Here is a 23,875-nt window from a genome sequence, read left to right on the forward strand (position 1 = left end):
GGAGACCCTTCTATAGTGGGTGGTGCCTTAGATTGTCTATCCGGAAGCATATCCTCGAGGACCTCCACAAGAGCCTTGGGGCTACTTTCGGCGAGTTCGCAGGATGGAGCGTGCCAATGTCCTATGAGGGGACGTTGAAGGAGCACATGGCCGTTAGACGTGAGGCGGGTATATTCGATATCAGCCATATGGGGAGGATGGTGGTTAAGGGTGAGGGTGCCACCGAGCTCCTGGAGAGGATCTATACTAAGAGGGTCTCCAAGACTAAGGTTGGCTTCATGAGCGGCCCTACTCTCGCTCTAAACGAGTATGCTAGGGTTAAGGATGATGAGATGCCCTATAGGCTCGGTGAGGACGAGTGGCTCATAGTCCCTAACGCCGCCGTTGCCGATGCCATGCTAGAGTATTTCAGGGGCGTCGCCTCGAACATGGGGATAAACATCTCAATAACGGACTTGAGGGACAGGTATGCTCTACTGGCCCTCCAGGGTCCACGTTCGACGGAGGTTATGGAGAGGCTGGGTGGAGGCGATCTTCTCGATCTCAAGCCGCTACAGTTTAAGGAGAATGTCAGTATTGCTGGAGCTACAGCCTACATAGTCAGCAGGAGCGGCTGGACTGGAGAGGACGGTTTCGAGATAATCGCTGAGGTCGAGGAGGCTAAGAAAATTTTTAGGGCGGCTGTGGAGGCCGGGGCTAAACCAGCGGGCATAGCTGCCAGAGACACCCTGAGGATTGAGGCTGGCTTCGTCCTAGGAGGCCATGAGTACGGCGAAGACCCCCTAAGGTGGCCGTGCGCTGTGAGCCTACGCTACGGCCTCGGGGCTATAGACTGGGGGAAAAAGGGGTTCATAGGCGAGGCTGCCCTCAGGGCTTGTAGAAGAGAGGGTGTTAGGTGGATAAGAGTTGGTCTTGTTATGAAAAAGAAGTATGCTAGAATGATACCCAGAACCGGTTACAGGCTATACATAGACGATGTTGACGTAGGCTGGGTAACCAGCGGGACTTTCAGCCCAGTGATAGAGAGGGGCGTGGCCCAGGCCTACATAGACACCAGGTACGCCTACACAGGCGATACCATAGAAGTTGACGTTAGAGGCAGGAGGGGCGAGGCTAGGCTACAGGAGTTCCCCCTAGTACCACTTGGATCAAGAGGCTAAAGCGGTGTCCCCGAGGGATGGGCCAGGAATTCTTCGAGGTGTGTAGCAGCACCGAGATAAGCGTTGCAGTGACAGCGGAGAAGCTAGGATATAATAGCCTCCACGGGCATGATATCACTGTCACAGCCTGCTACTGCGGCCCCCCGCTTGATACGGAGAGGATAGCAGCAGCCCTGGACGAAGCCTTGGCTCCAGCCAGAAGAGCAAGCCTGGAGGAGGCGATTGGCGAGAGAGGAGCTATAGCCGAGGACCTCCTAGTATGGCTCGCTAGCAGGCTTCCCGACCGCATCGAGGCTTCAAGACTCTGCCTTCTAGAGGCCAGGTGGAGCAGGCTGCCGAGGATTGTCAGGCTCAGGCTACAATAATCGCTTCTCTACGTCTTCATGTATGGGGGCATGCACTCGAAACCTAACGCGGCGATCTTGAACTGTCCCCCGCCGAACTTAGCTGAATAGCCCGGGGGTAGCGCTAGAGGGCCGCTCAGCCTGTCTGCAGCGTCTATCCTACCGGAGAGTAGGTGAGACCAGATCTCCAGGACCTCCCTGTCTTCAACTACCCTTACACCCCCTTCCCCCCCGGCAGCTAGGCCTACGAGGAGCCTAGCACTGTAGAATCTTGATATCGGAGAGTCCCCACACCTGCTATACAGAATAAGGCCTCCATAGACGGTTGCATAGGCAGCGGCCCTCTCGTACTCGCTATCAAGATTCTCGATAGCCTCGAAGCCCTCCAGGAAGGCTCTAAGCCCCGCCTGTAGAGGCCTTGACACATGCTCATAAGCCTCCCCCTTCACGAGACCTGAGGTGACTCTCAAAACGCCTGCTACTAGGAGACAGCTGCTCTCAACACCCGCCACAATGGGTAGGGATACCCTGCACAGGGCATCCCCAATCCTCACCGTAGAACCCGGCAGGAGCGTCTCCGCCAAAACACCGCACCCACAGCGAGGCCCGCTCTTACACCTACATGTAGCCCTCCTCAACCCCCCTCGGCGTCCTGGCTGTTTGGGAGATCTGGTTTAGCTTGAGGACGGTGAACAGGAACATGTTTACCAGGGTTACCGAGGCGTCCATGAGGGCTTGCCTGGTTATATCCTCGGAGTAGAGCTCTCTTGATATGAGTATTGTGTGTAGGTCACGGGGGTTAGGCTGGGCCACTACCCGGCAGTGGGGGCACATGGCCATCAGCTCTGTTAAAAGCGTGACGGCGAACTCCTCCCTTGCTCCGGGGCTAAGCTTTGAGAGAGCCTCCCTGTGTTTAGGCGAAAGCGCTATACCTATCGTGACGGCCACCACATCCCTCCCCCTAGGCTTCTGGACTACCAGCGCCACCTTCACCGGCGCCTGGGTCTCGGCCTTGATAGCCCAGTCTAGGGGGGCATTCTTGGGGAGGCTCTTCACACTCACATTAAACTCGTCGGCCAGCCATGCGAGAACCCTGTTCTTAAGGTCTACAGGCCCATCCATTCTTCATCACCCAGTATAGCCGCCTGCTCCCTCTCCACTCTCCTTATCAGCGCGGGGCCTGTCTTCAACAGGAAATCTTCAGCCTCGCCTACCTCGGGATAGCCGGCAACAAGCCTGGGGTCAGCGGGGAGTCCCACCCTTCCGAGGCTGCCCTTGGCCAGAAGCCATAGCCTAAACCCGCCGGAAGAGACTATCAACTCCAGCTCGCCTGGATCTAGTGAGCCGCCGCGCGCCCACCATAGCTCCCTAACAAAGCCCATTGCCAGTGCTCTGGCAAGCTTGCCGCTCCACTCTGCGTAGAGGCTGTCAGCCCTTGCTCCAACAGCCTTGAGGACCTCGCCAGGGCTGACCCCAGAGAGGGGGCTCCTCACCGCAGCGGAAGCTAGATTCTCGTCCAGCACCGGATCTAGGCTGCGGGAGAGTACGGCCATGCTGGAGGCTAGACTGCTGTGGAGAACGGCCTCCATAAAAGCCTCAACGACATCGCCAACGCCGATCCTGGACCCCTTTAGGGCAGACTCCACCACGCCCAGGTCTACAGGATCCCCCGCGAGGACCTCACTGTCGAGGAGTACCCAGGGCACACTCCATATGAGGCGGCCGCCCGAGTCCGTCGGGCCCTGAGCCTCCACTATCTTCACGCTATCCAGGAGACCCTTCTCCTTGAGGCCTCTGAATAGGCTGTAGCTCGAGGCGCAAGTCTTGTGCACATAGATCTTAACCCTTATCCCCTGCAAGAAACAACCCCTTACCCTGGGGTATGAATTAGAGTTTTTAGCACTAAACCCTATACTTTAACAGTGGTTAAAATAAGGGGTGCACATGTATGGGTCTCGAGGTTAAAGGCCTGACGGCCAAGATCGGGGAAAAGATCGTGTTAAACAATGTTGACTTCGACCTCAACTATGGAGAGGTACACGCTGTAATGGGCCCCAACGGCAGCGGCAAGTCGAGCCTCGGCTACGTCATAATGGGTCGGGAGATCTACGAGGTCGTAGAGGGCGACATACTTCTCGACGGGGAGAGTATAAAGGATCTCCCGCCGGAGGAGAGGGCGCTTAAAGGCGTCTTCATGGCTCAGCAAGATCCCCCCCAGATCCCGGGTGTGAGGCTCAGCAGCCTCATAATAGCCTTCGTCAACAAACGGCTAGGCGCTCAGGACCTCAGCAAGCCTGCCGATCCGAAGATAATCAGGAGGATGTACGAATACGCCTCTAAACTCGGCCTCGACAGGGAGATACTGAACAGGGAGGTCAACGTAGGCTTCAGCGGCGGGGAGAAGAAGAGGAGCGAGCTGCTGCAGGCAATGATCTTCGACCCCAAGATCGTCATACTTGACGAGCCAGACTCCGGTCTCGACATTGATGGGCTAAAGATAGTCGCAGAGTTCATAAAGCAGCTTAGAGAATCCGGGAGAGGTGTAATGCTCATAACCCACTACGCCCGCCTGCTAAACTTCGTCGAGCCCGACAGGGTCACAGTGCTCTACAGGGGCTCCGTGCTGGCTAGGGGTGGGCCCGAGCTCGCCAAGGAGGTAGAGGAGAAAGGCTACGCACAGCTCTACAGGATGCTCGCCAGGAGCAAGTAAGGGAGAGAGTATATGTTGTGATTAAAGGGGGATGCGGTCTAGTATATTTAACGGGGTTAAAGGTGGTGTGTTATGGGGGAGATGGTAGAGCTTAAGAAGGAGCTCCTGAGGGATGTGGACCTTGCCGAGAGGCTTCTCGGGAGAGAGAGGCCTGTTAAGACCGAGATCGAGATCAGGGGTAAGATCACTAGGAGCACTATAGAGGAGATAAGCAGGATTAAGAAGGAGCCGGAGTGGATGAAGAGGCTGAGGCTTAGGAGCCTGGAGCTTTTCTACAAGCTTCCAACACCCAAGTGGCTAGCCGGGATAGATGTGATAGACCTTGAAGAGATGATTGTCTACTCGAAGCCCGAGACAGACAGGGCCTCGAGCTGGGATGAGCTGCCTAAGGAGATTAGAGAGTTCTATGAGAGGCTTGGCCTGCCCGAGATAGAGGCTAGGTTCCTGAGCGGCCTGAGCGCTGTTTTCGACAGCGAGACGGTGTATGCTAGGGTGAAGAAGTATCTCGAGGAGAAGGGAGTTATAGTCATGCCTATCGAGGAGGCAGTCCAGAAGTATCCAGACCTTGTTAAGAAGTATTTCATGAGGGTCTTCCCGCCAAGCGACCACAAGTTCGCGGCACTCCACGGCGCCCTCTGGAGCGGCGGCACATTCATATACGTCCCGCCCGGTGTTAAGATCAGAGAGCCTATAGAAAGCTTCTTCCTGATAGGCAAGAGTGGCGAGGGCCAGTTTGAGCACAGCCTCATAGTGGCTGACGAGGGGGCCTACGTCGAGTGGATCGAGGGCTGCAGCGCTCCAAGGCTCACGAAGTTCAGTTTCCACGACGGCATGGTAGAAGCGTACGCCCACAGGAACGCTACTATAAAGATCATAACGGTCCAGAACTGGAGTAAGGACGTGATAAACCTGAACAACAAGAGGGCTATAGCCGAGGAGGGGGCCAGGGTTGACTGGGTAGAGGGTAGCATTGGCAGCAAGATGACCTTCGTCTACCCGAGCACTATACTCAAAGGCGACAACAGCTCCAGCAGGAGTGCTGTGGTGACAATAGCCAAGGGGCCCTACCTGAAGGATAGCGGTAGCAAGATGATACACGTCGGCAGAAATACTAGGAGTCAAGTTATAAACAAGACCATTAGCGCCGATGGCGGCATCAACGTCTACAGGGGTATAATAAGGATAGTGAAGGGGGCTAAGAACGCTGTGGCCAATGTCGAGTGTGAATCCCTAATACTCGACGACAAGAGCAAGGCCCATACCTACCCGCACAACCAGGTGGACGAGCCAACGGCAAGCGTAAACCACGAGGCAACCACAGGAAGGCTCACAGAACCGCAGCTCTTCTACCTAACCAGCAGGGGCCTAACAGAGGATGAGGCGAAGAGCCTAATAGTCCTGGGGTTCCTGGAGGACGTGCTCAAGGAGCTGCCATTCGAATACGCCAACGTGCTTACTAAAGTCGTCAGGCTGGAGTTCAGCGAGTACGGAGCATTCGGCTGAGCCGGAGTAAACCTCGAGCCGCTCCAAGTGTCAGGCGGTGGCGAGCCATGGCTTCCACTATAATAGCTAGGGATGAGCTTAGGAAGCTAGTTAAAGAGCTTCCGTTTCAGGAGATAGCTGACACTCCGACGGTGAAGTACTACACCGACTGGAAGGTCTACGAGAGGCTTATGGACCTAGACTATGCTGACTCCACTGACACCCTACCGGAGCACCTGGCCAATAACGTACAGCAAAAACCCGCCATCACGCTGGGCACCGATCTTACTGTGGGTGTACTACCAAAAGGTGTTAAAGCCGAGAAGTTTGACTTGGAGAGCGCGTCAAGCCTGGAGGGTCTGAAGCCCTTCACCCTAGTTAGGGCTGACGGGGGCAGGATGCAGGCTTACCACGTGCTAAGGTTTAACCTTGGTGTGAAGGTGACTGTGGAGCCTGGAACGGATTTCGGGAGCCTTGTTATAGCCAGCCTAGGAGGCCCGGGTTACCTAGGTCACCACATAGTTGTGGAGGTGGGTGACGGCGCTAAGGGGGAGATAATCTATATTGACTATGTCACATCACCCGGGCTGAAAACCACTGTTTTAGAGGGCAGGGTTGGTAAGGATGCGGAAGCTAGTGTAACCAACATTGTTATCCACGGCAGTAGAAGTGCAGTTTACACTCTCAGAGCCTTTGAAGCCCTGGATAAAGCCTCCATACAACAGTATTACCTGATAAGCGGCGGCCGCATGACTAGATTCCAGGACGACAATCTCCTCGACGGCAGGCTCTCTAGCCTCAAGGCCCTTGCCAGCACGGTAGCCAGGCCAAACACGGCTAGCGACGTCATAATAAGCAGCCTCCACAGAGGACCGGAGAGCGAGGGAGAGGTGAGGGCTAGGGGCGTTGTAGTAGGCAACGGCTACCTAGCGCAGCGCGGCGTAGCTATGCTTGGTGAGACAGCTAGGCTAGCGGCTTCGGAGGTGGAAAGCTACATATTCCTCTTGAGCGAGAAGGGCAAGGGCTATGCAGTCCCCGTGTTAGAGATACATACAGGCGAAATAACCAGGGCTGGGCACTCAGCCGCCGTAGCGAGCCTAGCAGAGGACACTATATTCTACTTGAAGAGCAGGGGACTAGACGACAAGGACATTGTAACCCTCGTAATGGAGGGTATAACAAGGTTCTCAGGCGTTCTCGAGAAAATGGAAATACCCTTCAACTGGCTCATAAACCTCGAGTAGAAGACTAAAAACAAGAACAAGCAAATAAAGTGGGTTTTAGAAAACTACTCCCTCAGCCTCTCTTTAGCCTGGTCGAGCTTTTCCTCAGCTTCTTCTAGCAGGTCCTCGGCCTGGCTTATATCATCCCTAGCCTCGCTCACGCTGCCAGAGCTCAGCTTGTCAATAGCGTCCTGCAGCTTCTCGAGAGCCTCAGCGATTTTGCTTCTCGCCTCCTCTATAAGTCTAATGGCCTCATTGTCGCCCATTCTCCTAGCCTTGGCTTCGAGCTTGGCAGCTTTGCTGTTGAGCTCGGCCGCCTTCTCCCGGAGTTCTTCTATCATATGATGCAATTCCTCTATTAAATCTCCTACAGCCTGCTCTACCATATCCCTAATCTCGCTCGCCGTGGACGCGACCTCCTCTATTAAATCTATAGCCTCTCCGATTTTCTGTCTAGCACTCTCTATATCACCATCTCTCGCGAGGCTTGCCGCTTCCTCTAGCAGGCTCTCAGCCTGGTCTAGCTTCTGGAGAGCCTCCTCTATGGCCGCCTGGATATCTTCGGTGAGCATACCAGCCTTTCTAGCCTTCTCGGCTAGGTCCTCGATCTCATCGCGCAGCTCTTCCACTCTGTCGAGCAGCTCTTCAACCTGGTTTAAGAGTTCGGAAGCAGCTTCATGAGCGGCTTCTATAGCCTTCTCAGCTAGCTTTTCGGCCTCCTCCGCGGTAGATGCAGCCTCCTCGGCCAGGGTTATAGCCTCGCTATAGCGGCCATTCCTGTAAGCCTCCTTTGCGGCCTCTAGCTTCACTCTCGCCTCCTCCAGCTTGTTAACAGCCTCCTCAACGGCTTCCGAGCCGGATAGCTGGGCGGCTATCTGTAGCTTGGTCTCTGCTTTAGCCAGCTTATTCTCAGCCTCTTCTATGGCCTCCCTAGCCTTCTCAGCATACTCCTCGATAACCTCTAGTACAGCTTCAGCTGTGTCAAGCTTGTTATCAGCCCTCTCCACTGCAGCCTCTGCCTGAGCTATTCTCTCCTTAGCCTCCTCGATCTTCCCCTCATCTAGCAGACTTCTGGCCTCCGCCAGCAGGGTGGAAGCTCTATCCAGGAGGGCTCTAGCCTCATCGAGCATCTCCTGTACATAGCTCTGGCCTGCAATAGCTGCTTCCTGCTCCAGCCTGTCAAGCTCCTCCTGGAGCTCCTCTATCTCAGCCTCAATCTTGGCCATCTCTGCTAGAACCTCCGTTTCAACAGACTCCTCGGCCTCTTCTGCAGTGGTGGTAGTCGTTGTGGTAGTAGTACCAGTAGTACCGGTGGTCTCGGTAGCTGTCGGCGTGGCGGTGCCAGTCTCACCCCCGCCACTGAGGAGGACTACCTCTGCTGCTGAAGCCAGAGCCTCCGCTTTGGCTAGGTAGCCTTGTGCCCTAGCAATCTCCCTCATGATCTCGCCTACCTTAGCTCCTTCCTGCAGCAGTGCATTGGCTGCGTCTAGCCTCTCCCTAGCTTCCGCTAGTGCTTCTTCAGCCTCCTCTAAGAGTTTCTTTGCCTCAGGGTTCTGGTCGAGCTCGGTGCCATACTCTCCCTTAATAGCATCTATCTTGGCACTTATATCCTGGTATATGACCTCAAGTTTTTGTATCCTCGCCTCTATTATCCTCTGTACCACAGCCTTACCGACACCACTTCCATGGTCGCCGAGGGCTGTGGTGGAGGCTGCAATGCTCTCTAGTATCGACCTTGCCAGTAGCACACCACTCAGGGCGCTTTCGAGGGCAACCTCCGCCTCTCCACCGTCTTCCGCCTCGATCTCCGCTTTCAACTGTTCAAGCTTGGAAGCCACCCCGCTGAGAATCTCTATAGCCCTTTCCACACCCACGGCCTGGGTTGAGCCTACTGCTGCAACCTCTATTGCACCCTCAGACTCAACTGTAGCCTCAGCAGCGGCGAGTACGTTTATCGCCTTAGCCGGGTCTCCCCTCGCCGCCTCCCTTAGAGCCTTAGCTAGGTCGATCAGAATAGGGTCTCCTCTATCCCTTCCAAGCTTCTCCAGAACTATTGAAGCCCTTGCCAGGACCTCCCTTGTTTTAACCTGGCTGACAGCCTCTTCGTCTATCCTCTCCGCTATCATCTGTCCTATCTTCTCATTAACGGCTATCCCTAGCTGTGCAAGCCTTCCAGCCTCGCTAGGCGAAAGGGAGCGTGGATCTTCCAGTGCAGCTATCTCCTCAACAACACCCCGCTCGTCCTCGTCAAGCATCTGGAGGAGCCAACTATGCTTCTCTAGCACTAGCCTGAAGTTGATGGAGAGAACTTCTAGAACAATGTACGGACTAACGGCAAGGTTCATGCTGGTGTTAACGCTTTCCTGGGCAGCTGCAACAGCGGGGGCCACTGTTGGCAGTAGTATAGTAAACACGAGAGCAATTCCAGCCAGTTTTAGTCTCCAGAAGCTCACACCACCTCACCTCCAGGCTTCCGCAAACCTTGTCCGGCTTAGTTCCTAATTTAAAACCCTATGGAACATCAACTCTAGAACCAGGTTCCATTGGATTTAGGAACGTTCCGCCTCTTGGAAAGTATCGGTCTATCGGCTGGTGGCATTAAAACTCTCAGGCCAATAAGGTGCTCGGGGTGCTACCCGAATGACCAGCTGGAGGGGTGAAACTGCTTCGGGACGTGCAGCAGTGTTACTAATACTCGTGCTAGCAGGGATCCTGATCGCCAGTCACACAGCCTTGGCGCAGGAAGAGGCTGGCATAACTGATGTCGAGGTGACTATTAGGAGCGATGGGGTGGCGGAGGCTAGGGTCTGGGCTGAGGCTGGACCTGGCCTAGCTAGTATCCAGCTCCCTACCCCCCCAATTTTAGCCACTATACTGGTTACAACAGCTGATGGTGGTAGTATACCTCCTATAGTCGAGGGAAACACACTTATAGTACCCCTTGAGGAGAAGACCCTGCTGGAGATAACTTACCTCGTGGACACAAGGGCTAGCGATGGTGTTTTCAGCTTTGACGTGACCCCTCCAGGTGTGCCCGTGACGCTTGTTGTGGAGCAGGGAATAATCCTCTTGGGCCTCCCCTCCGGAATAACTTCCTATGACAAGAAGGACAGTACTCTCGAGATAGTGTTTAGCGAGCCCTCAACCATATCCTTCGTCCCGGCAGAATACGCCACCAATACAGCAGCAGTTGGAGGAGGCGCCGGGACTAACAATACACCTACTGAAGCTGAGGCTAGAGAGGGATGGGGACTACTCCCGGTTATAGTAGCCATTATTCTTGGCGTCATACTATTGGCCGGGGGAGCGGCATTCTACGTGTATAGGCGGGGGAGCGGCGGTAATAATGTTGAGGCAGTTGTTACTACCCTAGATTCAACTGATAAGCTCATACTTGACACCCTGAAGAGCTCCGGGGGCACTTCCGAGCAGCCTGCCCTGCTGAGGGCTACTGGCCTCCCCAAGTCGACGCTCTGGAGGAGGCTGAAGAGGCTGGAGTCTCTTGGTTACGTCAGGATTATAAGGAAGGGTAAGACAAATGTCGTAGAACTTGTAAAGCATTACGAGGATGAGAGCAAGAATTAGGCATCGTTTTCTTTGGCTAAAAGCTTCATACGATAGACGGGTATATACGTTAGGGGTTTTCCAAGTAAACAACTCCACATTTAAATATAGTAAATTTGGCTACTGTGGTGGTTCCTCATGAGCCAGCAGCCAGAGTGTAGGGTTGAGGGTAACTATATAGTCGTCCCAAAGGGCTTGGTTAACGTTATCGTTGACGAGACTAAGATTAGTGGTGTTGATCCCAAGGGCGAGGCCACGATATATAGGGGGTATACTATAGAGGATATCGGCGAGCACGCCAGCTTCTACGAGGCGGCGCATCTGATACTCTTCGGCAGGCTCCCATGCGACGAGGAGCTGAAGGAGATAAGGTCTAAGATAGACAAGTATAGGGGTCAGATCCCTGAGAAGCTGTTTGACGCTATGAAGCACGTCCCGGTAACCCACCCTATGTTCTACGGGATCTATGGTACGGCGCTCCTCGGCCAGTACTACGCCCCTGAGTGGAGGTTCGACGAGGACTTCCTATACGACCATGCCCTGAGGCTCGCAGCACAGCTGCCTGTTATCTTCACCACAGGCTGGAACCTCGCTCACCACGGCACATTCCTGAGGCCCGACCCGAGCAGGGACCACGCCTGGGATGTGCTCAGAATGATAATAATGAGGGAGCCGAGCGATATCGAGGCGAGAGCTTTTGAGTCGACGCTAGTGCTCTACATGGACCACGGCTTCAACGCATCTACATTCACCACAAGAGTTATAGGGAGCACGCTCAGCGACCTCTACAGCGCTGTAGCAGGAGGTATAGCAGCCCTTAAGGGCCCACTACATGGAGGAGCCAACGAGAAGGCTATGGAGATGTTCCTTGACGCGATGAAGAAGGCCGAGGAGAAGGGTGTGCCACTATACGACTACATCGAGGAGTATATTAAGGAGAAGCTCGCCAGGAAGGAGAAGATAATGGGCTTCGGCCACAGGATCTACAAGCTACACGATCCAAGGACCGACGTCGCAGCCAAGTTCGTCGCCAAGCTCAAGGACGGGGAGTTCTGGATGAAGGTGCTGAAGAAGGCGGAGGAGGTTATGTGGAGGGAGAAGAAGATACCCGCTAACATAGACCTATACACAGCAGTCCTCTACTACCAGCTAGGCATACCCATACCCATGTACACGCCGATATTCGCCATGGGCAGGGTGGTCGGCTGGAGCGCACACTATATAGAGCAGGTTCTAAACAACAAGCTGATAAGGCCCACAGAGAAGTACGTGGGCCCGACCGGCCTCAAGTACCAGCCTATCGAGGAGAGATGTAGGAGGTAAGAGTTGGACCCGAGCCCCCACACTATAAATCTTTTTACCTTATGATACCTTTTGATACACACCGTACCCAGGCCGGATATCTCATCGAACGTCACGATCGCCCTCCAACCTAGGGATTGTTATAAGCAGAAAGCCTGCAGCCACAGCCAGTACATCAAGGGCGGCCCCTGGGTTCCACCCACGGGTTCTCCAGAGGCGCTCTAACCATTCGACGGCATATTTAACTCCCCTCCTCTCGGATATTCGGAGCGCGGCCCCAGCCTCATCTCTAGCCCTCTTAAACGCTCTCCCCCCAAATTTTTGGTATATGAGTGTGTCGCCGTGGTCTGCCAGTAGTTTGAGGAGGGCCTCTAGCAGAGCCTCCTCTATGCTACGCCCCTCAATAACCTTGTCTAGAGAGCGTTTGTAAGCTTCAAGAGCTAAGGGGTAGCCTTCCGCCAGCTCCCTATGGACCATGTCCCACGAGTTGAGCTTCAGGAGGAGAGGGTATGGTGGTATGCCGCTCGTGTCTCCCGAAGTCACGTCGGGCAGCTTCCCCGCATACCTTCCAAGGTGTGAGGGTGCTAGGCGTCTTAGTATGGAGTAGTGAAGAAGGCTCTCCCTTCGGCCTGTACAGCAGTAGATTATCTCCCTTGCGACCCTCGCCAGCACCTCGGGCTCCCCACTGGCCGATAAGGCTGTCGCTACAGAGAGGGGGGCCATGAGCATGAATGTCCCGTAGGCTATATTCCCCTTAAAACGGGGGGCAACCTCCTTTAGATACCTCTCCTTTACGGAGGCTATTACGCCTGACGGCCCCCTCTCCTTAGCCTTTAGACACCCCCATGCTACTATGGTGGAAGAGAGGGATGCGTGGAGTATGAAATCGCCGAAGCTCTTACCACCTTCACTCACATAGGGGGTGACTCCCCCAGGCTTAGGATGTATGTAGGGCTCCAGCACTGCTCCGTAGCTGAGCGTTGTAGCTAGGCTACAGTCACCAGTCATCCCGGTTCAATCCACAGACTATACCTATTACTGCCCGGGGGGATAAGCTAGATCTGGGCGGCGGTCTCTATGGCTGAAGAAAAGGGGTGCAGTATTCTAGAGAGGCTTAGGGAGATAGCCCATATAGAGCTTGTGGGGGATGAGAAGGAGATAGTCTGCAGGGATATAGAGAGGATCGCAGACTATCTAGGCCAGGTTTCCAGCGCTCTAGAGGAGCTGGGCGTCGACCCAGAACCCCTGTACCACGTTTGGGAGACGCAGTCGAGGATTAGGGATGGTCTCGACAGGAAGAGGATGGTTAGTGTAGAAAGCTTCCTAGAACCCGGCAGGCTCGACGGCGAAGGAAGGGTTAGAGTACCCTGGAGGGAGGTTGGAGGGCGTTGAGGCGTATCCACACGGTTAAACAACTTCTAGAATCCTATCGTGCGGGCGACATTGACCCTGTGGAGCACGTATCCGAGGTTCTCGAGAGGCTGAGGAGGTGGGAGGGAGAGGTTAACGCCTTCATCTCGCTAGAGGCCGAGGAGGTACTCCTAAACGCTGCCGAGGAGTCTGCTAGGAGGTGGAAAAGGGGTGAGGCTAGAAGGCTGGAAGGAGTGGTTGTTGGTGTCAAGGACAACATATCGACAAGCTTCCTCCCCACAACAGCCGGGTCTCGCATGCTAGACGGCTACATACCCCCCTTCAACGCCACAGTGGTTGAGAGACTATTGAGTGAGGGTGCTATAATAATTGGCAAGACGAACCTGGACGAGTTCGCCATGGGGTCTACAGGCGAATTCAGCGCCTTCGGCCCCACCAGGAACCCCTGGGACCTCTCCAGGGTTCCCGGGGGAAGCAGCAGCGGTAGCGGAGCCTGTCTAGCCTATGGTGGCTGTGATGTTGCGCTGGGCAGCGACACTGGGGGTAGCGTTAGGCTGCCGGCAGCCTACACCGCCACTGTAGGGCTTAAACCTACTTACGGCCTCGTCAGCAGGTATGGCCTCATTCCATACGCTAACAGCCTCGAGCAGATAAGCCCTATGGCTAGGAGCAGCTGGGATGCGATGATCCTCTTGGACGTCATAGCTGGGGTTGACGAGTACGACGCTACCAGCATCCATTTTGGTACTGCAGCCGAGGGCGAGGGAGGGTTGGAGCCGGAGGACCTCTCGTTCTGCATACCGGAAGGGCTGGTGGAGCACTCGGAGGAGATTGTGAAGAGAGCCTTCTACAACACCATGGGGGAGCTGGAGGGCCTGGGGGCTAGACTTGAGTACATAAGCCTTGGAGGGGTGGAGTCGTACGTTCTTCCAACATACTATACTATAGCCCTCGCCGAAGCCGCCTCCAACCTCGCCAGGTACGATGGAACCCTCTACCCTGTCCGGGGTAGAAGCGGCGACTATTGGAGGCAGGCTGCAGAGGCTAGGGCCAAGGGCTTCGGGCTCGAGGTTAAGAGGCGTATACTGATGGGAGTGTACGTTTTGAGCGAGGGATATAAGGACGAGTACTATCTCGCTGCAACCAAGCTTAGGCGCATCATAAGGGATACTATGCTTAAGACTGTCGGAAAATGCCTTGTGGCGACCCCAGCCAGCCCAATAATGCCGCCCAGGATAGGGGAGAGGGTGGACGACCCCCTGAAGCTCTACGCGATGGACATATACACTGTTCTAGCAAACCTTTCAGGCCTACCAGCTATAGCCCTCCCAGTAGATATACGCGGAAGCCTCCCAATCGGAATTCAGCTAGTCGGGCCTAGGATGGGTGAGAGGCTTCTTGTAGGCGCCGCCCGCATAATAGAGGGCATCACAGGCCTGGCGGGGGTGGTTGCTGGTTGAAGGGTAGCGGTGTTAACGTCAAAATAGGGCTAGAGATACATGTCCAGCTCTCGAACGCGGGCTCGAAGCTCTTCTGCGGCTGCGACAGCGAGTACAGGAGCTATAAGCCCAACACGAACGTTTGCCCTGTCTGCCTAGGCCTACCAGGGGCTCTTCCCGTCCCGAGTAGGAGGCCCATAGTGCTGGCCCTGGCAGCATCTATAGCCCTGGGCTGTAGAGTCCCCCGGAACATTATTTTCACTCGGAAGCATTACTTCTATCCGGACCTCCCAAAGAACTACCAGATAACACAGTTCGAAAAAGCGGGCGGAGCGCCCGTCTGCATGGGAGGGCTCCTAGAGTATCTCGACACCGACGACTGGAGCTGGGAGAGGGTTAGGATAAGGAGGATAAACCTCGAGGAGGATCCTGGGAAGACGTACTATGAGGGCAGCATACTCACCAGCAGGTACGCCCTAGTTGACTATAATAGAAGCGGAGTACCCCTTCTGGAGATAGTTACCGAGCCGGATATCCCCAGTCCCCGCCACGCCAGGATGCTCGTTGACTACCTCCTCCTCACCCTCGAGTATATCGGGGCTACTAATCCCAGGCTCGAGGGAGTGTTCCGGGTCGACGCGAACATCAGCATAGCAGGGGGCGAGCGCGTTGAAGTTAAAAACATAGGTTCGACCCAGGACGTGGAGAAGGCGTTGAAATTTGAGATATCGAGGCAGAGGCTTATAGTCGAGAAGGGAGGCAGGGTGGAAAGGGAAACCAGGCATTGGGATGCGGAGAGGGGTATGACAAAGCCGCTGAGGGTTAAAGAGGAGGAGGCTGACTACCTATACTTCCCCGACCCAGACCTCCCCCCAGTAGAGATTACGGAAGCCATGCTCGCAGAGGCTGAGAAGCTCGCTTCAAGAACGCCGGGAACCGTCTACAGGGAGATAGAGTCTATGGGGGTTAGGAGGGAGATAGCGTGGAGCATAACAAGCACACTCCCAGCAGCCCGCCTATTCCTGGAAGCCGTTAAGCTCGGGGCTGACCCGGGGATAGCGGCCCGGCTTGTTGGTGTAGATCTGAAGGGCGAGCTTAAGGAGGTGGGGAAGGACCTCTACAGCCCTGGCAACTGGCCTCCGCCAGAGTCTATTGTAGTCCTCTCAAACCTAATAGCCAAGGGAGACTACACCTACGATAGTATAAAGGGTCTAGTAGTGCCCAAGCTTGCAGCTAACCCGGAGGCCGATGTTAGAAGCCTCCTGCCGGAGAAGGTTGAGGATATCGAGAGTCTGGTCGAGGATGTTTTGAATAGGGAGAAGCAGGCTGTCCAAGACTACCTGGCTGGGAAGAAGAAGGCACTTAACTATCTCGTAGGCCAGGTTATGAGGGCCGCCAAGGGCAGGGCGCTGGACCCGCGTCAAGCCAGGGAGATCCTTCTCCGAAGGCTTTCAGCTATAAAAGAGGAGGATAGTTAAGAGGGTGAAGAAATATATACTGGACTGCACTGCCACACCCTCTAATAGCTTATTTTCCCTTCAATACCAATCCATAGACTCATGGGTCTAGATTCTAGATTGAGGTGGCTACAGCTATGAGGGTAAGGGCGACTGCGTTCGCTATGGTGTCAATCATTATGCTTTCAGTCTTCGCCCTAACCGGCTACCTAATGTACGCTCAGCCCAGCGAGGAGGAGGCTAGGGCTACTTTCGAGAGCATCGGTTGCGTGAGCTGTCACAACGGAACAGTAGCGGCAACATGGGACGAGATCGTTAATGAGCTTAAAGAGGTTCCAGAGAAGTACGGTGGAGATATAGATGCGTTTGCCAGGGATGTGGCGTACTTCGGCCAGAAGGGAGCTTTCAACACTTGGGATGACCTTATGGCTACTATGGCGCAGAACGTTGGAAAACAGCCTAGTGACCCTGACATACAGAAGATAAACGAGTTCTTCCTATCCATCGCGGGTGTGAGCGGCGGCGAGACAACGCAGACCGAGACAGCCCAGGAGACCACAACCCCACAGGCCACCACCGGGGAAACTGAAACCGTGGAGACGCAGACCGAGAAGGCTGAGGCGGGTATACCCTTCGGCCTGGCAGCAGCTATAGCGCTGCTGATCGTGGTCCTTATAGCGGCTGCAGCGTACATGTTCGCCAGGAGGTAGAGCATATATTTTACACTGTAAATAATGGCCAGACCCGCGTATTGTTTTAACATTTTAAAACATAGTTTAGTTTTTATTGGCAGAGAGAAAATCTGGGGTGCTGTAGGGTGGGTGAGAGGGCTAACTCGGGTGCTGGGAGAGGGGCATTCGCTGTCATGGCAGTCTGGACCGCACTGCTTATACTAGCCTGGATATCCGTTGCCCTCATCATGGTTGAGAGGGGATTCTTCAATGGCGCGTAACGGGCTTGTCTACGAGTACATGTTTATAGCGATAATTGTTGCCGTTCTAGCAGGGTTTATATCGAGCTTGGCGTACTATAGCTACGCGCTCAACGTGAACCCTGCGTGCGAAGCGATAAAGGCTGACCAGCAGGCTCTCGATGACATAGTTCGGAAGGCGCAGACCACGCCTGTAGTGGAGAAGGCCGAGGGTGTCTACGAAGTGTACATAGTAGGGAGGCAGTTCGTATGGATACCCTCAAACATAGTGCTCAAGGATCCCAAGCAGGTGACGTTCTATGTAGCAACTACCGACGTTATACACGGCTTTGAAATTGCGGGCACAAATGTCAACTTCATGGTCATCCCCGGCTATATAGCAAAGTTCACGTGGTATCCGCCCAAGAACGCGGAGGGTGAGTACCTTATACTATGTAACGAGTACTGCGGCGTCGGCCACCAGTTCATGAAAGCAAGCCTGGTTATAGAGAGAAGCCAGCAGGCATTGTCAGAGAGTGAGGCAGGAGCTCAACAGATAATAGCAGGCATGGTGGACACCCTCTCAGCCACTACGGGGCTTACGCTGGTTCCAACGTCATAGGCTCCAAACCGGGAAAACTCTTAAGAAGATCTAGTGGAGCCCGCCTCTTCTTTGTTCCCTCAAATTATAATGAAGAAATAATCAGCTTCACACGTCTAATCCAGCTCCATGGGTACCAAAAGTGGTAGACCGTAGAACAGCTTTTATTGCAGTTGGCGTTGTATTAGTAGCTTTCGCCATTAGTGTCGGGGTGGCGCTGATAGTCGCATCTACAGTCATAACCAAGCTTGTCGGCAACACAAGCATAGCATCCTACAACAGTTATGTAGCGGCTATAGAGTACAACAAGCCCTTGGAGCCTGTGGAGGCGTTGAGCAACGAGGGGGAGATAAGAATACCTGTTGAAGGTGTGGTCAATATCGTCGTCCCCCAATATGTGAATTGTCCCGACGTCTGCCATTGGGAGTCGGCTATCATGCTCTATCTCATGGGAGAGCTTGTTGACAGGGGCCTACAGGATAAGGTTGTCTTCGTGACCATAGGCGTAAACCCGTACTACGAGACTATAGCGGATGGCGAGAGGTATATGGAGAGCGTGGCAGGAGACTACCTCGAGAAGGGGGTAAGGTGGATATGGGTGCTCGACAGCGTCGAGAAGCAGGAGAAACTCTGGGACATGTTTGGAATAGCCGTCAGCCTCTATTGTGTTAAGAAGGACGGCAGCATAGTTAACCAGCTAACGTACGAAGACTACCTAAGCCTGAAAAACTCGGGAGAGTGCAGGTTTATAGGGGTGAATCACACTGCAGGGTTTATAATAGTTGACAGCCAAGGCGTGTTTAGATATTTCATAAGCCCTACCGACGAGGGGTGGCAGCGGGGTCAGAAGCAGGTTGCAGAGGCTATTCTCCAATATATTCTAAATTTGGTGGAGGAGAGCGGCTAGATTACATAGGAGATCATATTGCTCCCTCCATACTAGTATAGGTATAGCGGGGGACTGGGATGGGAAAGGGAGGGAAGAGCCAGCTTAGGATCTCGAGAAGCTCGAAGACCGTATCTCTAGGTGTTATGCTTAAGCTCGCCACCATAATATTCGTGGCCGTGGTTATCCTCTCCTTCATGGTGACCGAATCTAGTAAGAACGAGAACATTATATTCCTTGATAATCCTAAGGATTATTGGAGTGTAGTGAGAAGCTATGATAAGGTTCTCGTTTACGTAGGGCAGACAGGCTGTCTCGGCTGTAAGAAGATAGACCCAGCAATAGAAAGGTTCGCGGCTGAGCAGAACGAAGTCAAGGTGGTGAAAGTATGGCTCGACACCCTTATAAAGGTCGATGCAGAGTCTACCTTCGACCTCCTCACCAATCTTGGTGTTGAGGGGACACCTACACTCATACTCTACAAGAATGGAGTAGAGGTGGCCAGGCACGTATCTACCTTCGGGTTCGGAGACCAGTATGGTCCCTTGAAGGAGTTCGTGGAGAAGAGCCTAAGCGGAGAGGTATTTATGATAGACTACTCTACACCAGGCCAGGCGTATCTTGTTAAAGACACATTCGACCCCAAGTTGATAGCTTCTCTTACAGTGGTAGGATTCTTACTGGGCCTTGTAGCCGCGTTCTCCCCGTGCAGCCTACCCATGGTGGCAGCCTTTGCATCGCAATCAGTCTCCGAGTCGCTCCGCTTCAAAAGCTATGTTATAAACCTCACTGGCATAATGGCAGCAGCCATTGGGCTCGGCACCATACTTTCCCTCCTCTACCTGGTCTCGATATTCATCCCCGTAAACATATACCAGCTCATGATATACTACGCCGCGTCCGTGATAATAGCGTGGGGCGCTCTAACGCTAGCTGGGAGGGATGTATTGATAAGAAGCGGTGGCAAGGCAAAAATCCTGCTACCAGTGCTTGGCCTACAGTGCAGCCTTCCATTCCTCCTAACAGCAATAGCCTTAGCAAGCAAGGCGCCACACCTGGTCATAGCCAGTAGCATAGCCTTTGCAGCAGGATATGCTCTCCCCTACTCTCTAGCTGGCGCTATAGGAGCCTCAGCCGGTGTTAAAATCGAGAAGATTATGAGAGCTAGCGCCATGAAGTACCTACAGGGAATATTGTTAATAGGAGCGGGAGCCTATCTCATCTACTATAACCTCCCCGCCATATTATAGTTATTATAGTTTATCTCCCAGACAATAACAGCTTGTTAGAGAAAGTATCAAAACAATTATATTTAGTCTCCCTACTTATCCGTACTCCAAGGAGAGCCGCCTTGCAGGCCTCTATAAATAGCAAGTCAGTATTCTTCCTTGCCCTCATAGCATCACTTCTACTCGGGGCAGCCATAGGCTTTGCAGCCCATAGCGTTATAGGCGGAAACAAGGGGGTTGTTGTAGCTACTTCAAAGGCGGTATCCACTGGATCATCTATAGGCGTCTATCTCACAGTGGCAAATAACACCAGTAAAACCACATGCATCGTAGGCGCCGATATCGCCGAAAGTGTTAATGGCAACGTTGTAGTAGATATACACAAGACCGTTGAAGAGGAGGGAAGGGTTGTAATGCTGCCCGCAGGCCCTATATGCCTGGGGCCGGGGGAGACACTGGAGATGAGGCAGGGGCCGGGCAGCTACCACGTAATGATAATGGGGGATAGAAGCGCCATAGATAAGATAGTGGAGGATGGAACTGTAGAGATTAAAGTTCTGGTGGAGCAGGAGGTAGCTGCACCCCTAGAGGAGCCGTAAGCCGTAGGCATCCTCGAATGCCAGCTTCATGTTCATGTTTTATGTGGCGTTTTAGACGCGAGAAGCAAGCCAGCTGGAGTGGGTAGAACCACGGGCTTCCACGGCTCCTTCGATACCATGCTAAAGAATTTGGATGGCGGGGGAGGTTGAAAGGCGTTGTGGAAGGCGGCTACACCTCCAGTTACCAGCAGATTTTCAAGCTTAGCTAAAGCATTGGGGTAGTCCCTCTTCTCTATATCCACAAATGCCATATCAAAAGCCTCCCCTCCTTTAGATTCTAGGTCCGAGAAATAGTCTAGAGCATCGCCCTCTACAACCTCAAACTCTATCCTCCCCCCGAACATATCCCTGGCCCCTTCAAGCTTCCTCGAGAGAATGTTAGCCAGTTCCCCCTCATACTCGATAGCAATTATCCTACAAGCCATCTCCAAACACCTATGGTAAGCTCCGTAGGCTATCCAGACGGTCGAATAGCCGATGCCAGCGCCAGCATCAACATAAGTCCTCTTTCCGCCGCCAACCAAATATGCTATGGAAGCTAGTATAAGGCCGTCCTCAGGGTCTATAGCAGGAATGCCAAGCTCAATACTAGCCCTCCTAATATTTTCCGAGAATACTTGGAACTGCCTGGCTTCGCTAATCATAGTTTATGCCACCGCTCGCTCGAACCGCTGTTTCATAAATTCGCTATTAGCGTTTTATATCTGCTACTGCAGCCAGAGTATCTTCAAGCATCCAGTAGTGTCTAGTACATAGTCTACATGATCCCAGCGGGCTTCGAGTCACGCAGATATTATCAGCCTAACCCAGAAACTAACCCTTGCTAAAAGCCTCCTACCAGAAGACATGCTATATTCCACTATATCGGCTGGCTAGAATGCAGTAGAGGCTCCTACTTAAACACTTCTAACTAAAGCCACATGAATTATATTGTTCAATATATAGGATGCTTCTGGAGAAGAGAGTTAGTTGTTCGACTATATTTAAACCTTGTACAGGCTGACTAGACCGCCTGGGGGAGTAGGGGTTTGGCTGTTAAGCTTAGGAGGAGGGATTTTCTAAAGCTTGTCGGGGCTGCTGGAGTTGCCGTATCGCTCCTAGGAGTAGTTCCGCCTATAGTTAGGTATACGGTCCCGCCGATACTTAGGGGGGAGATGCCCAGGAGCAAGCTGGTCTGGGAAGACTGTAGCCCGGTCAAGGCTTCGGAGCTGGAGGCTAACACTCATTACCTCTTCTACTATCCTCTTGTGGATACTATAAATACTCTTCTAAAGCTCGAGACTCCCAGCGGGAAGCCTATTAGAATACCCGAGATGAGGGTTCCCAGCCAGATGAACCCCGCTATGGAGCCTCCGGCGTGGCTTGACGGTGATTTAAGCGATAGCGAGATAAGGAGACTCGAAGAGATTGCGACGGGAGGCGGGTTCTTCATTTACCCGCCCGGCGTTGGTCCAGACGGCAACATAGTGGCCTACAACCTAATATGTCAGCACCTGGGCTGCCCCTACCCAGCCCTCAGATACTACCCTCCGGGCACACCAATAACAACAAACCCACCCGACGTGGGGGCTAAAGGGGGCGTGCTGCATTGTATGTGCCACGGATCGGCCTACGACCCCTCAAGAGGCTCCATAGTGCTAACACCCCCCACAGTAAAGCCTTTGCCCGCCATAAAGCTCGAGTGGGACCCGGCGACTGACGAGCTTTATGCGGTCGACGTTGTGGGCCCCACCATACTCGGCAAAGTCTGCAACACATGCGGAAAGCTAGTAGGCTCCACGGTTGTAGTGGGTGTTAACAGGGAGCCCGAGAAGGTTCAGTGCTAACCATGGGAAGGGGTGTGGGGCTATGGCTGCTAGGATGCTTGCGAGGAAGGCTTGGGAGTGGATATACGAGAGGGGTGGCTTAGGCCACCTTCCATTCTATAGGGTGCCCTACAGCTATTTCACGCTAGACATATGGCTGGGGGCTATAGTCGCCTCTAGCTTCTTCTGGCTTGCCCTAACCGGCCTTCTGCTGCTCTTCTACTATAGGCCCACGGATCCGCTGGAGTCTAGTAAGGCTATAATTTTCGAGAGGCCGTTCGGCGCCCTCCTGCTTACAAGCCATCTCTACGCAGCCCACTTCATGCTAATAGGGGTTTTCGCCCACGCTTTCAGAAACCTGTTCAAGGGAGTATACAAGAGGCCTAGGGAGCTGGTGTGGATAGTCGGTGTTGCAACAGGCTTCCTAGCCCTCCAGACGGCGTTCTTCGGCTACAGTCTTGTCGGGGATAGGATAGCTAAGGAGGCTGTAAACATCGGCTCAGCACTCAACCTCAGGAGCCTCGGAGAGGAGCTGGGGCTCTATGTTGTTGCAATACTCTTCGGCCTAGACCCCGCCGAAAGGTACTTCAGGATAACCGCCCTCCACGTGCTCCTCGCCGCCACAGTATTCCTCCTCTTCCTACTCCACTTCGGCCTCTTCGAGGTCCACGGCCCAGCCCCGAAGGAGGAGGAGACGGGCTGGAAGGCCGAGCCTGCGAAGATACCGCAGGATAGGAAGGACCTGGCGCCGTGGTTCCCGGTCAACCTCGTCTTCATACTGGCAGTCACCCTTATGACGTGGGGCTTTATAGTCTTTACCGCTGGCATGGCTCAGAGGTTCGCAGACCTACTACCACCCCTTTTCAAGCCATACCCTGTTGAGGCTGAGGACTTCACACCAATGCCCCCATGGTTCTTCCTCTACACCTACAGGATCTTCCAGATGACTTTCCTGACACTCAGCCTGGAGAACACGCCCCAGCTGCTCCAGTTTATAGTGGCGCTCGTCCTACCGCCGCTGATATTAATGCTCATACCCTTCGTGGATAGAAAGGTTTCCACAAACCCTGTTGACAGGCCTTGGATAACCGGCCTGGGCATAATACTGCTAACCGGCTATATGCAGCTGACCATTTGGTCTATGATAGAGCCTGGTATACCTATAAGGCTGGTGCAGCTGCTCACCGTAGCGAGCCCACCACTGGCTATTACAATAGCAGGCCTCTACCTGCTCAGGAAGGTTAGGGTGGGTGAGGACATAACGCCTGGAGACTTCATAGCCTCCTCAGGCCTGCTGGCGGCGGCCACAGCTCTACCCCCGCTACTTGGTATGGCGCTTGGCGTGCCGGAGCTTCACCAAGAGGTTGCAGTGGGCTTCCTAGGCCTGGCGTTCGCCGCGGTAATACTTGGCTGGATAGCGGCTAAACTTAGGGTGGAGCCCGAGGGGGAGCTACAGCCCGTGCAAGACCCGGACACCTCCATACCCTGGTACCTGCTGCTGGCAGCGCTTGGCGAGGTGGGTATAGCTGCGTTCTCCCTAATAGCACTGACGGCGATAGCCATCATAGACCCTGTAGCCTATGCAATGCAGGCCACAGTACTAACAGGGCTTCTACTACTATCGGGTGGAGCACTCGCGCACGCACTCTTCAGGGCGCTCGCCGCAGAGTGGATACCGCGTGGAGACGTGGTCAGCGAGCTTAAAGTCCACTGCCTACCCTACCTAGCTCTAGCCCTAGCTGCAATCTTCGTACTGTAGAGAGGCGAGAACGGTTTTTCCATGTTTTGACACA

General features: G+C 53.9%; 24 protein-coding genes. 18 read left to right on the top strand and 6 right to left on the bottom strand.

The genetic code is table 11. From position 1 onward, the window contains the following. Positions 1–32 precede the first annotated feature (32 nt). Positions 33–1,160, top strand: a complete 1,128-nt coding sequence (gene gcvT, locus ACAM_RS05370; RefSeq protein ID WP_022541802.1) for a glycine cleavage system aminomethyltransferase GcvT — start codon at positions 33–35, stop codon at positions 1,158–1,160. 17 nt (positions 1,161–1,177) lie between these two features. Further along, positions 1,178–1,525 (top strand): hypothetical protein, encoded by a 348-nt coding sequence (locus tag ACAM_RS05375; RefSeq protein ID WP_022541803.1) that lies wholly within the window; start codon positions 1,178–1,180, stop codon positions 1,523–1,525. Positions 1,526–1,533: 8 nt separating this feature from the next. Here the strand turns inward: ACAM_RS05375 and ACAM_RS05380 are convergent, their stop codons facing one another. From ACAM_RS05380 to ACAM_RS05390, 3 genes are read right to left on the bottom strand one after another with little or no spacing between them, the layout of a single operon-like run. Continuing rightward, positions 1,534–2,088: a hypothetical protein gene (locus ACAM_RS05380; RefSeq protein ID WP_022541804.1), complete on the bottom strand. Its 555-nt coding sequence runs from the start codon at positions 2,086–2,088 to the stop codon at positions 1,534–1,536. 34 nt (positions 2,089–2,122) lie between these two features. Further along, positions 2,123–2,626, bottom strand: coding sequence for a DUF2299 domain-containing protein (locus ACAM_RS05385; RefSeq protein ID WP_022541805.1), 504 nt, complete (start codon positions 2,624–2,626; stop codon positions 2,123–2,125). Further along, complete coding sequence (locus ACAM_RS05390; RefSeq protein WP_022541806.1) at positions 2,611–3,363, bottom strand: thioredoxin/glutaredoxin; 753 nt, start codon at positions 3,361–3,363, stop codon at positions 2,611–2,613. Before ACAM_RS05390 ends, ACAM_RS05385 begins: the two co-directional genes overlap by 16 nt. 89 nt (positions 3,364–3,452) lie before the next feature. Between ACAM_RS05390 and sufC the strand changes: the two genes are divergently transcribed. The 3 genes from sufC to ACAM_RS05405 all read left to right on the top strand — a co-directional run bounded on the left by sufC (position 3,453) and on the right by ACAM_RS05405 (position 6,940). Then, positions 3,453–4,214 (top strand): Fe-S cluster assembly ATPase SufC, encoded by a 762-nt coding sequence (gene sufC, locus ACAM_RS05395; protein ID WP_022541807.1) that lies wholly within the window; start codon positions 3,453–3,455, stop codon positions 4,212–4,214. Positions 4,215–4,286: 72 nt separating this feature from the next. After that, positions 4,287–5,717 carry a Fe-S cluster assembly protein SufB gene (gene sufB / locus ACAM_RS05400; protein WP_022541808.1) on the top strand — a complete coding sequence of 477 codons (1,431 nt, stop codon included), beginning with the start codon at positions 4,287–4,289 and terminating at the stop codon, positions 5,715–5,717. 47 nt (positions 5,718–5,764) lie between these two features. Beyond that, positions 5,765–6,940, top strand: a complete 1,176-nt coding sequence (locus tag ACAM_RS05405; RefSeq protein ID WP_022541809.1) for a SufB/SufD family protein — start codon at positions 5,765–5,767, stop codon at positions 6,938–6,940. Positions 6,941–6,984: 44 nt separating this feature from the next. Here ACAM_RS05405 and ACAM_RS05410 read toward each other — a convergent pair whose 3' ends face one another. Then, the gene (locus ACAM_RS05410) at positions 6,985–9,372 is read right to left on the bottom strand and encodes a coiled-coil domain-containing protein (RefSeq protein WP_022541810.1); all 2,388 of its coding nucleotides are present in this window, start codon (positions 9,370–9,372) and stop codon (positions 6,985–6,987) included. 187 nt (positions 9,373–9,559) lie between these two features. On the opposite strand from ACAM_RS05410, the gene ACAM_RS05415 reads away from it, so the two are divergent. Continuing rightward, a complete protein-coding gene (locus tag ACAM_RS05415; RefSeq protein ID WP_022541811.1) occupies positions 9,560–10,504 on the top strand; it encodes a helix-turn-helix transcriptional regulator in 945 nt (314 codons plus the stop codon). Between the two features lie 117 nt (positions 10,505–10,621). Next, positions 10,622–11,806: a citrate/2-methylcitrate synthase gene (locus tag ACAM_RS05420; protein ID WP_022541812.1), complete on the top strand. Its 1,185-nt coding sequence runs from the start codon at positions 10,622–10,624 to the stop codon at positions 11,804–11,806. An 81-nt stretch (positions 11,807–11,887) separates the two neighbouring features. On the opposite strand, the gene ACAM_RS05425 is transcribed toward ACAM_RS05420, so the two are convergent. Further along, complete coding sequence (locus tag ACAM_RS05425; protein ID WP_022541813.1) at positions 11,888–12,793, bottom strand: triphosphoribosyl-dephospho-CoA synthase; 906 nt, start codon at positions 12,791–12,793, stop codon at positions 11,888–11,890. 69 nt (positions 12,794–12,862) lie between these two features. On the opposite strand from ACAM_RS05425, the gene ACAM_RS05430 reads away from it, so the two are divergent. From ACAM_RS05430 to ACAM_RS05465, 9 genes are all read left to right on the top strand, one after another. Next, positions 12,863–13,177, top strand: a complete 315-nt coding sequence (locus ACAM_RS05430) for an Asp-tRNA(Asn)/Glu-tRNA(Gln) amidotransferase subunit GatC (RefSeq protein ID WP_022541814.1) — start codon at positions 12,863–12,865, stop codon at positions 13,175–13,177. Continuing rightward, positions 13,174–14,616 (top strand): amidase family protein, encoded by a 1,443-nt coding sequence (locus ACAM_RS05435; protein ID WP_022541815.1) that lies wholly within the window; start codon positions 13,174–13,176, stop codon positions 14,614–14,616. Before ACAM_RS05430 ends, ACAM_RS05435 begins: the two co-directional genes overlap by 4 nt. Beyond that, complete coding sequence (gene gatB / locus ACAM_RS05440; RefSeq protein ID WP_022541816.1) at positions 14,613–16,073, top strand: Asp-tRNA(Asn)/Glu-tRNA(Gln) amidotransferase subunit GatB; 1,461 nt, start codon at positions 14,613–14,615, stop codon at positions 16,071–16,073. Before ACAM_RS05435 ends, gatB begins: the two co-directional genes overlap by 4 nt. Positions 16,074–16,189: 116 nt before the next feature. Then, on the top strand, positions 16,190–16,762 hold the full coding sequence (locus ACAM_RS05445; RefSeq protein WP_022541817.1) for a thioredoxin domain-containing protein: 573 nt from the start codon (positions 16,190–16,192) through the stop codon (positions 16,760–16,762). A 107-nt stretch (positions 16,763–16,869) separates the two neighbouring features. Continuing rightward, entirely contained in the window at positions 16,870–17,004 is a 135-nt protein-coding gene (locus tag ACAM_RS08490) for a hypothetical protein (RefSeq protein WP_022541818.1), read from the top strand. Then, positions 16,994–17,584 carry a cytochrome c oxidase subunit II gene (locus tag ACAM_RS05450; RefSeq protein WP_022541819.1) on the top strand — a complete coding sequence of 197 codons (591 nt, stop codon included), beginning with the start codon at positions 16,994–16,996 and terminating at the stop codon, positions 17,582–17,584. The genes ACAM_RS08490 and ACAM_RS05450 overlap by 11 nt, the downstream gene beginning before the upstream one ends. Positions 17,585–17,705: 121 nt before the next feature. Further along, positions 17,706–18,470 (top strand): SCO family protein, encoded by a 765-nt coding sequence (locus ACAM_RS05455; protein ID WP_022541820.1) that lies wholly within the window; start codon positions 17,706–17,708, stop codon positions 18,468–18,470. 59 nt (positions 18,471–18,529) lie between these two features. Next, positions 18,530–19,699 (top strand): DUF6568 family protein, encoded by a 1,170-nt coding sequence (locus ACAM_RS05460; RefSeq protein ID WP_022541821.1) that lies wholly within the window; start codon positions 18,530–18,532, stop codon positions 19,697–19,699. Positions 19,700–19,800: 101 nt separating this feature from the next. After that, the gene (locus ACAM_RS05465) at positions 19,801–20,277 is read left to right on the top strand and encodes a copper chaperone PCu(A)C (protein WP_022541822.1); all 477 of its coding nucleotides are present in this window, start codon (positions 19,801–19,803) and stop codon (positions 20,275–20,277) included. A 32-nt stretch (positions 20,278–20,309) separates the two neighbouring features. On the opposite strand, the gene ACAM_RS05470 is transcribed toward ACAM_RS05465, so the two are convergent. Next, positions 20,310–20,921: an O-methyltransferase gene (locus ACAM_RS05470; protein ID WP_022541823.1), complete on the bottom strand. Its 612-nt coding sequence runs from the start codon at positions 20,919–20,921 to the stop codon at positions 20,310–20,312. A 384-nt stretch (positions 20,922–21,305) separates the two neighbouring features. Between ACAM_RS05470 and ACAM_RS05475 the strand changes: the two genes are divergently transcribed. Together ACAM_RS05475 and ACAM_RS05480 are read left to right on the top strand one after the other, a co-directional pair. Continuing rightward, the gene (locus ACAM_RS05475) at positions 21,306–22,103 is read left to right on the top strand and encodes a Rieske 2Fe-2S domain-containing protein (protein WP_022541824.1); all 798 of its coding nucleotides are present in this window, start codon (positions 21,306–21,308) and stop codon (positions 22,101–22,103) included. Between the two features lie 22 nt (positions 22,104–22,125). Continuing rightward, a complete protein-coding gene (locus ACAM_RS05480) occupies positions 22,126–23,841 on the top strand; it encodes a cytochrome b (protein ID WP_022541825.1) in 1,716 nt (571 codons plus the stop codon). Positions 23,842–23,875 lie beyond the last annotated feature (34 nt).

The sequence above is a fragment of the Aeropyrum camini SY1 = JCM 12091 genome (genome assembly GCF_000591035.1).
Classification (GTDB): Archaea; Thermoproteota; Thermoprotei_A; order Sulfolobales; family Acidilobaceae; genus Aeropyrum; species Aeropyrum camini.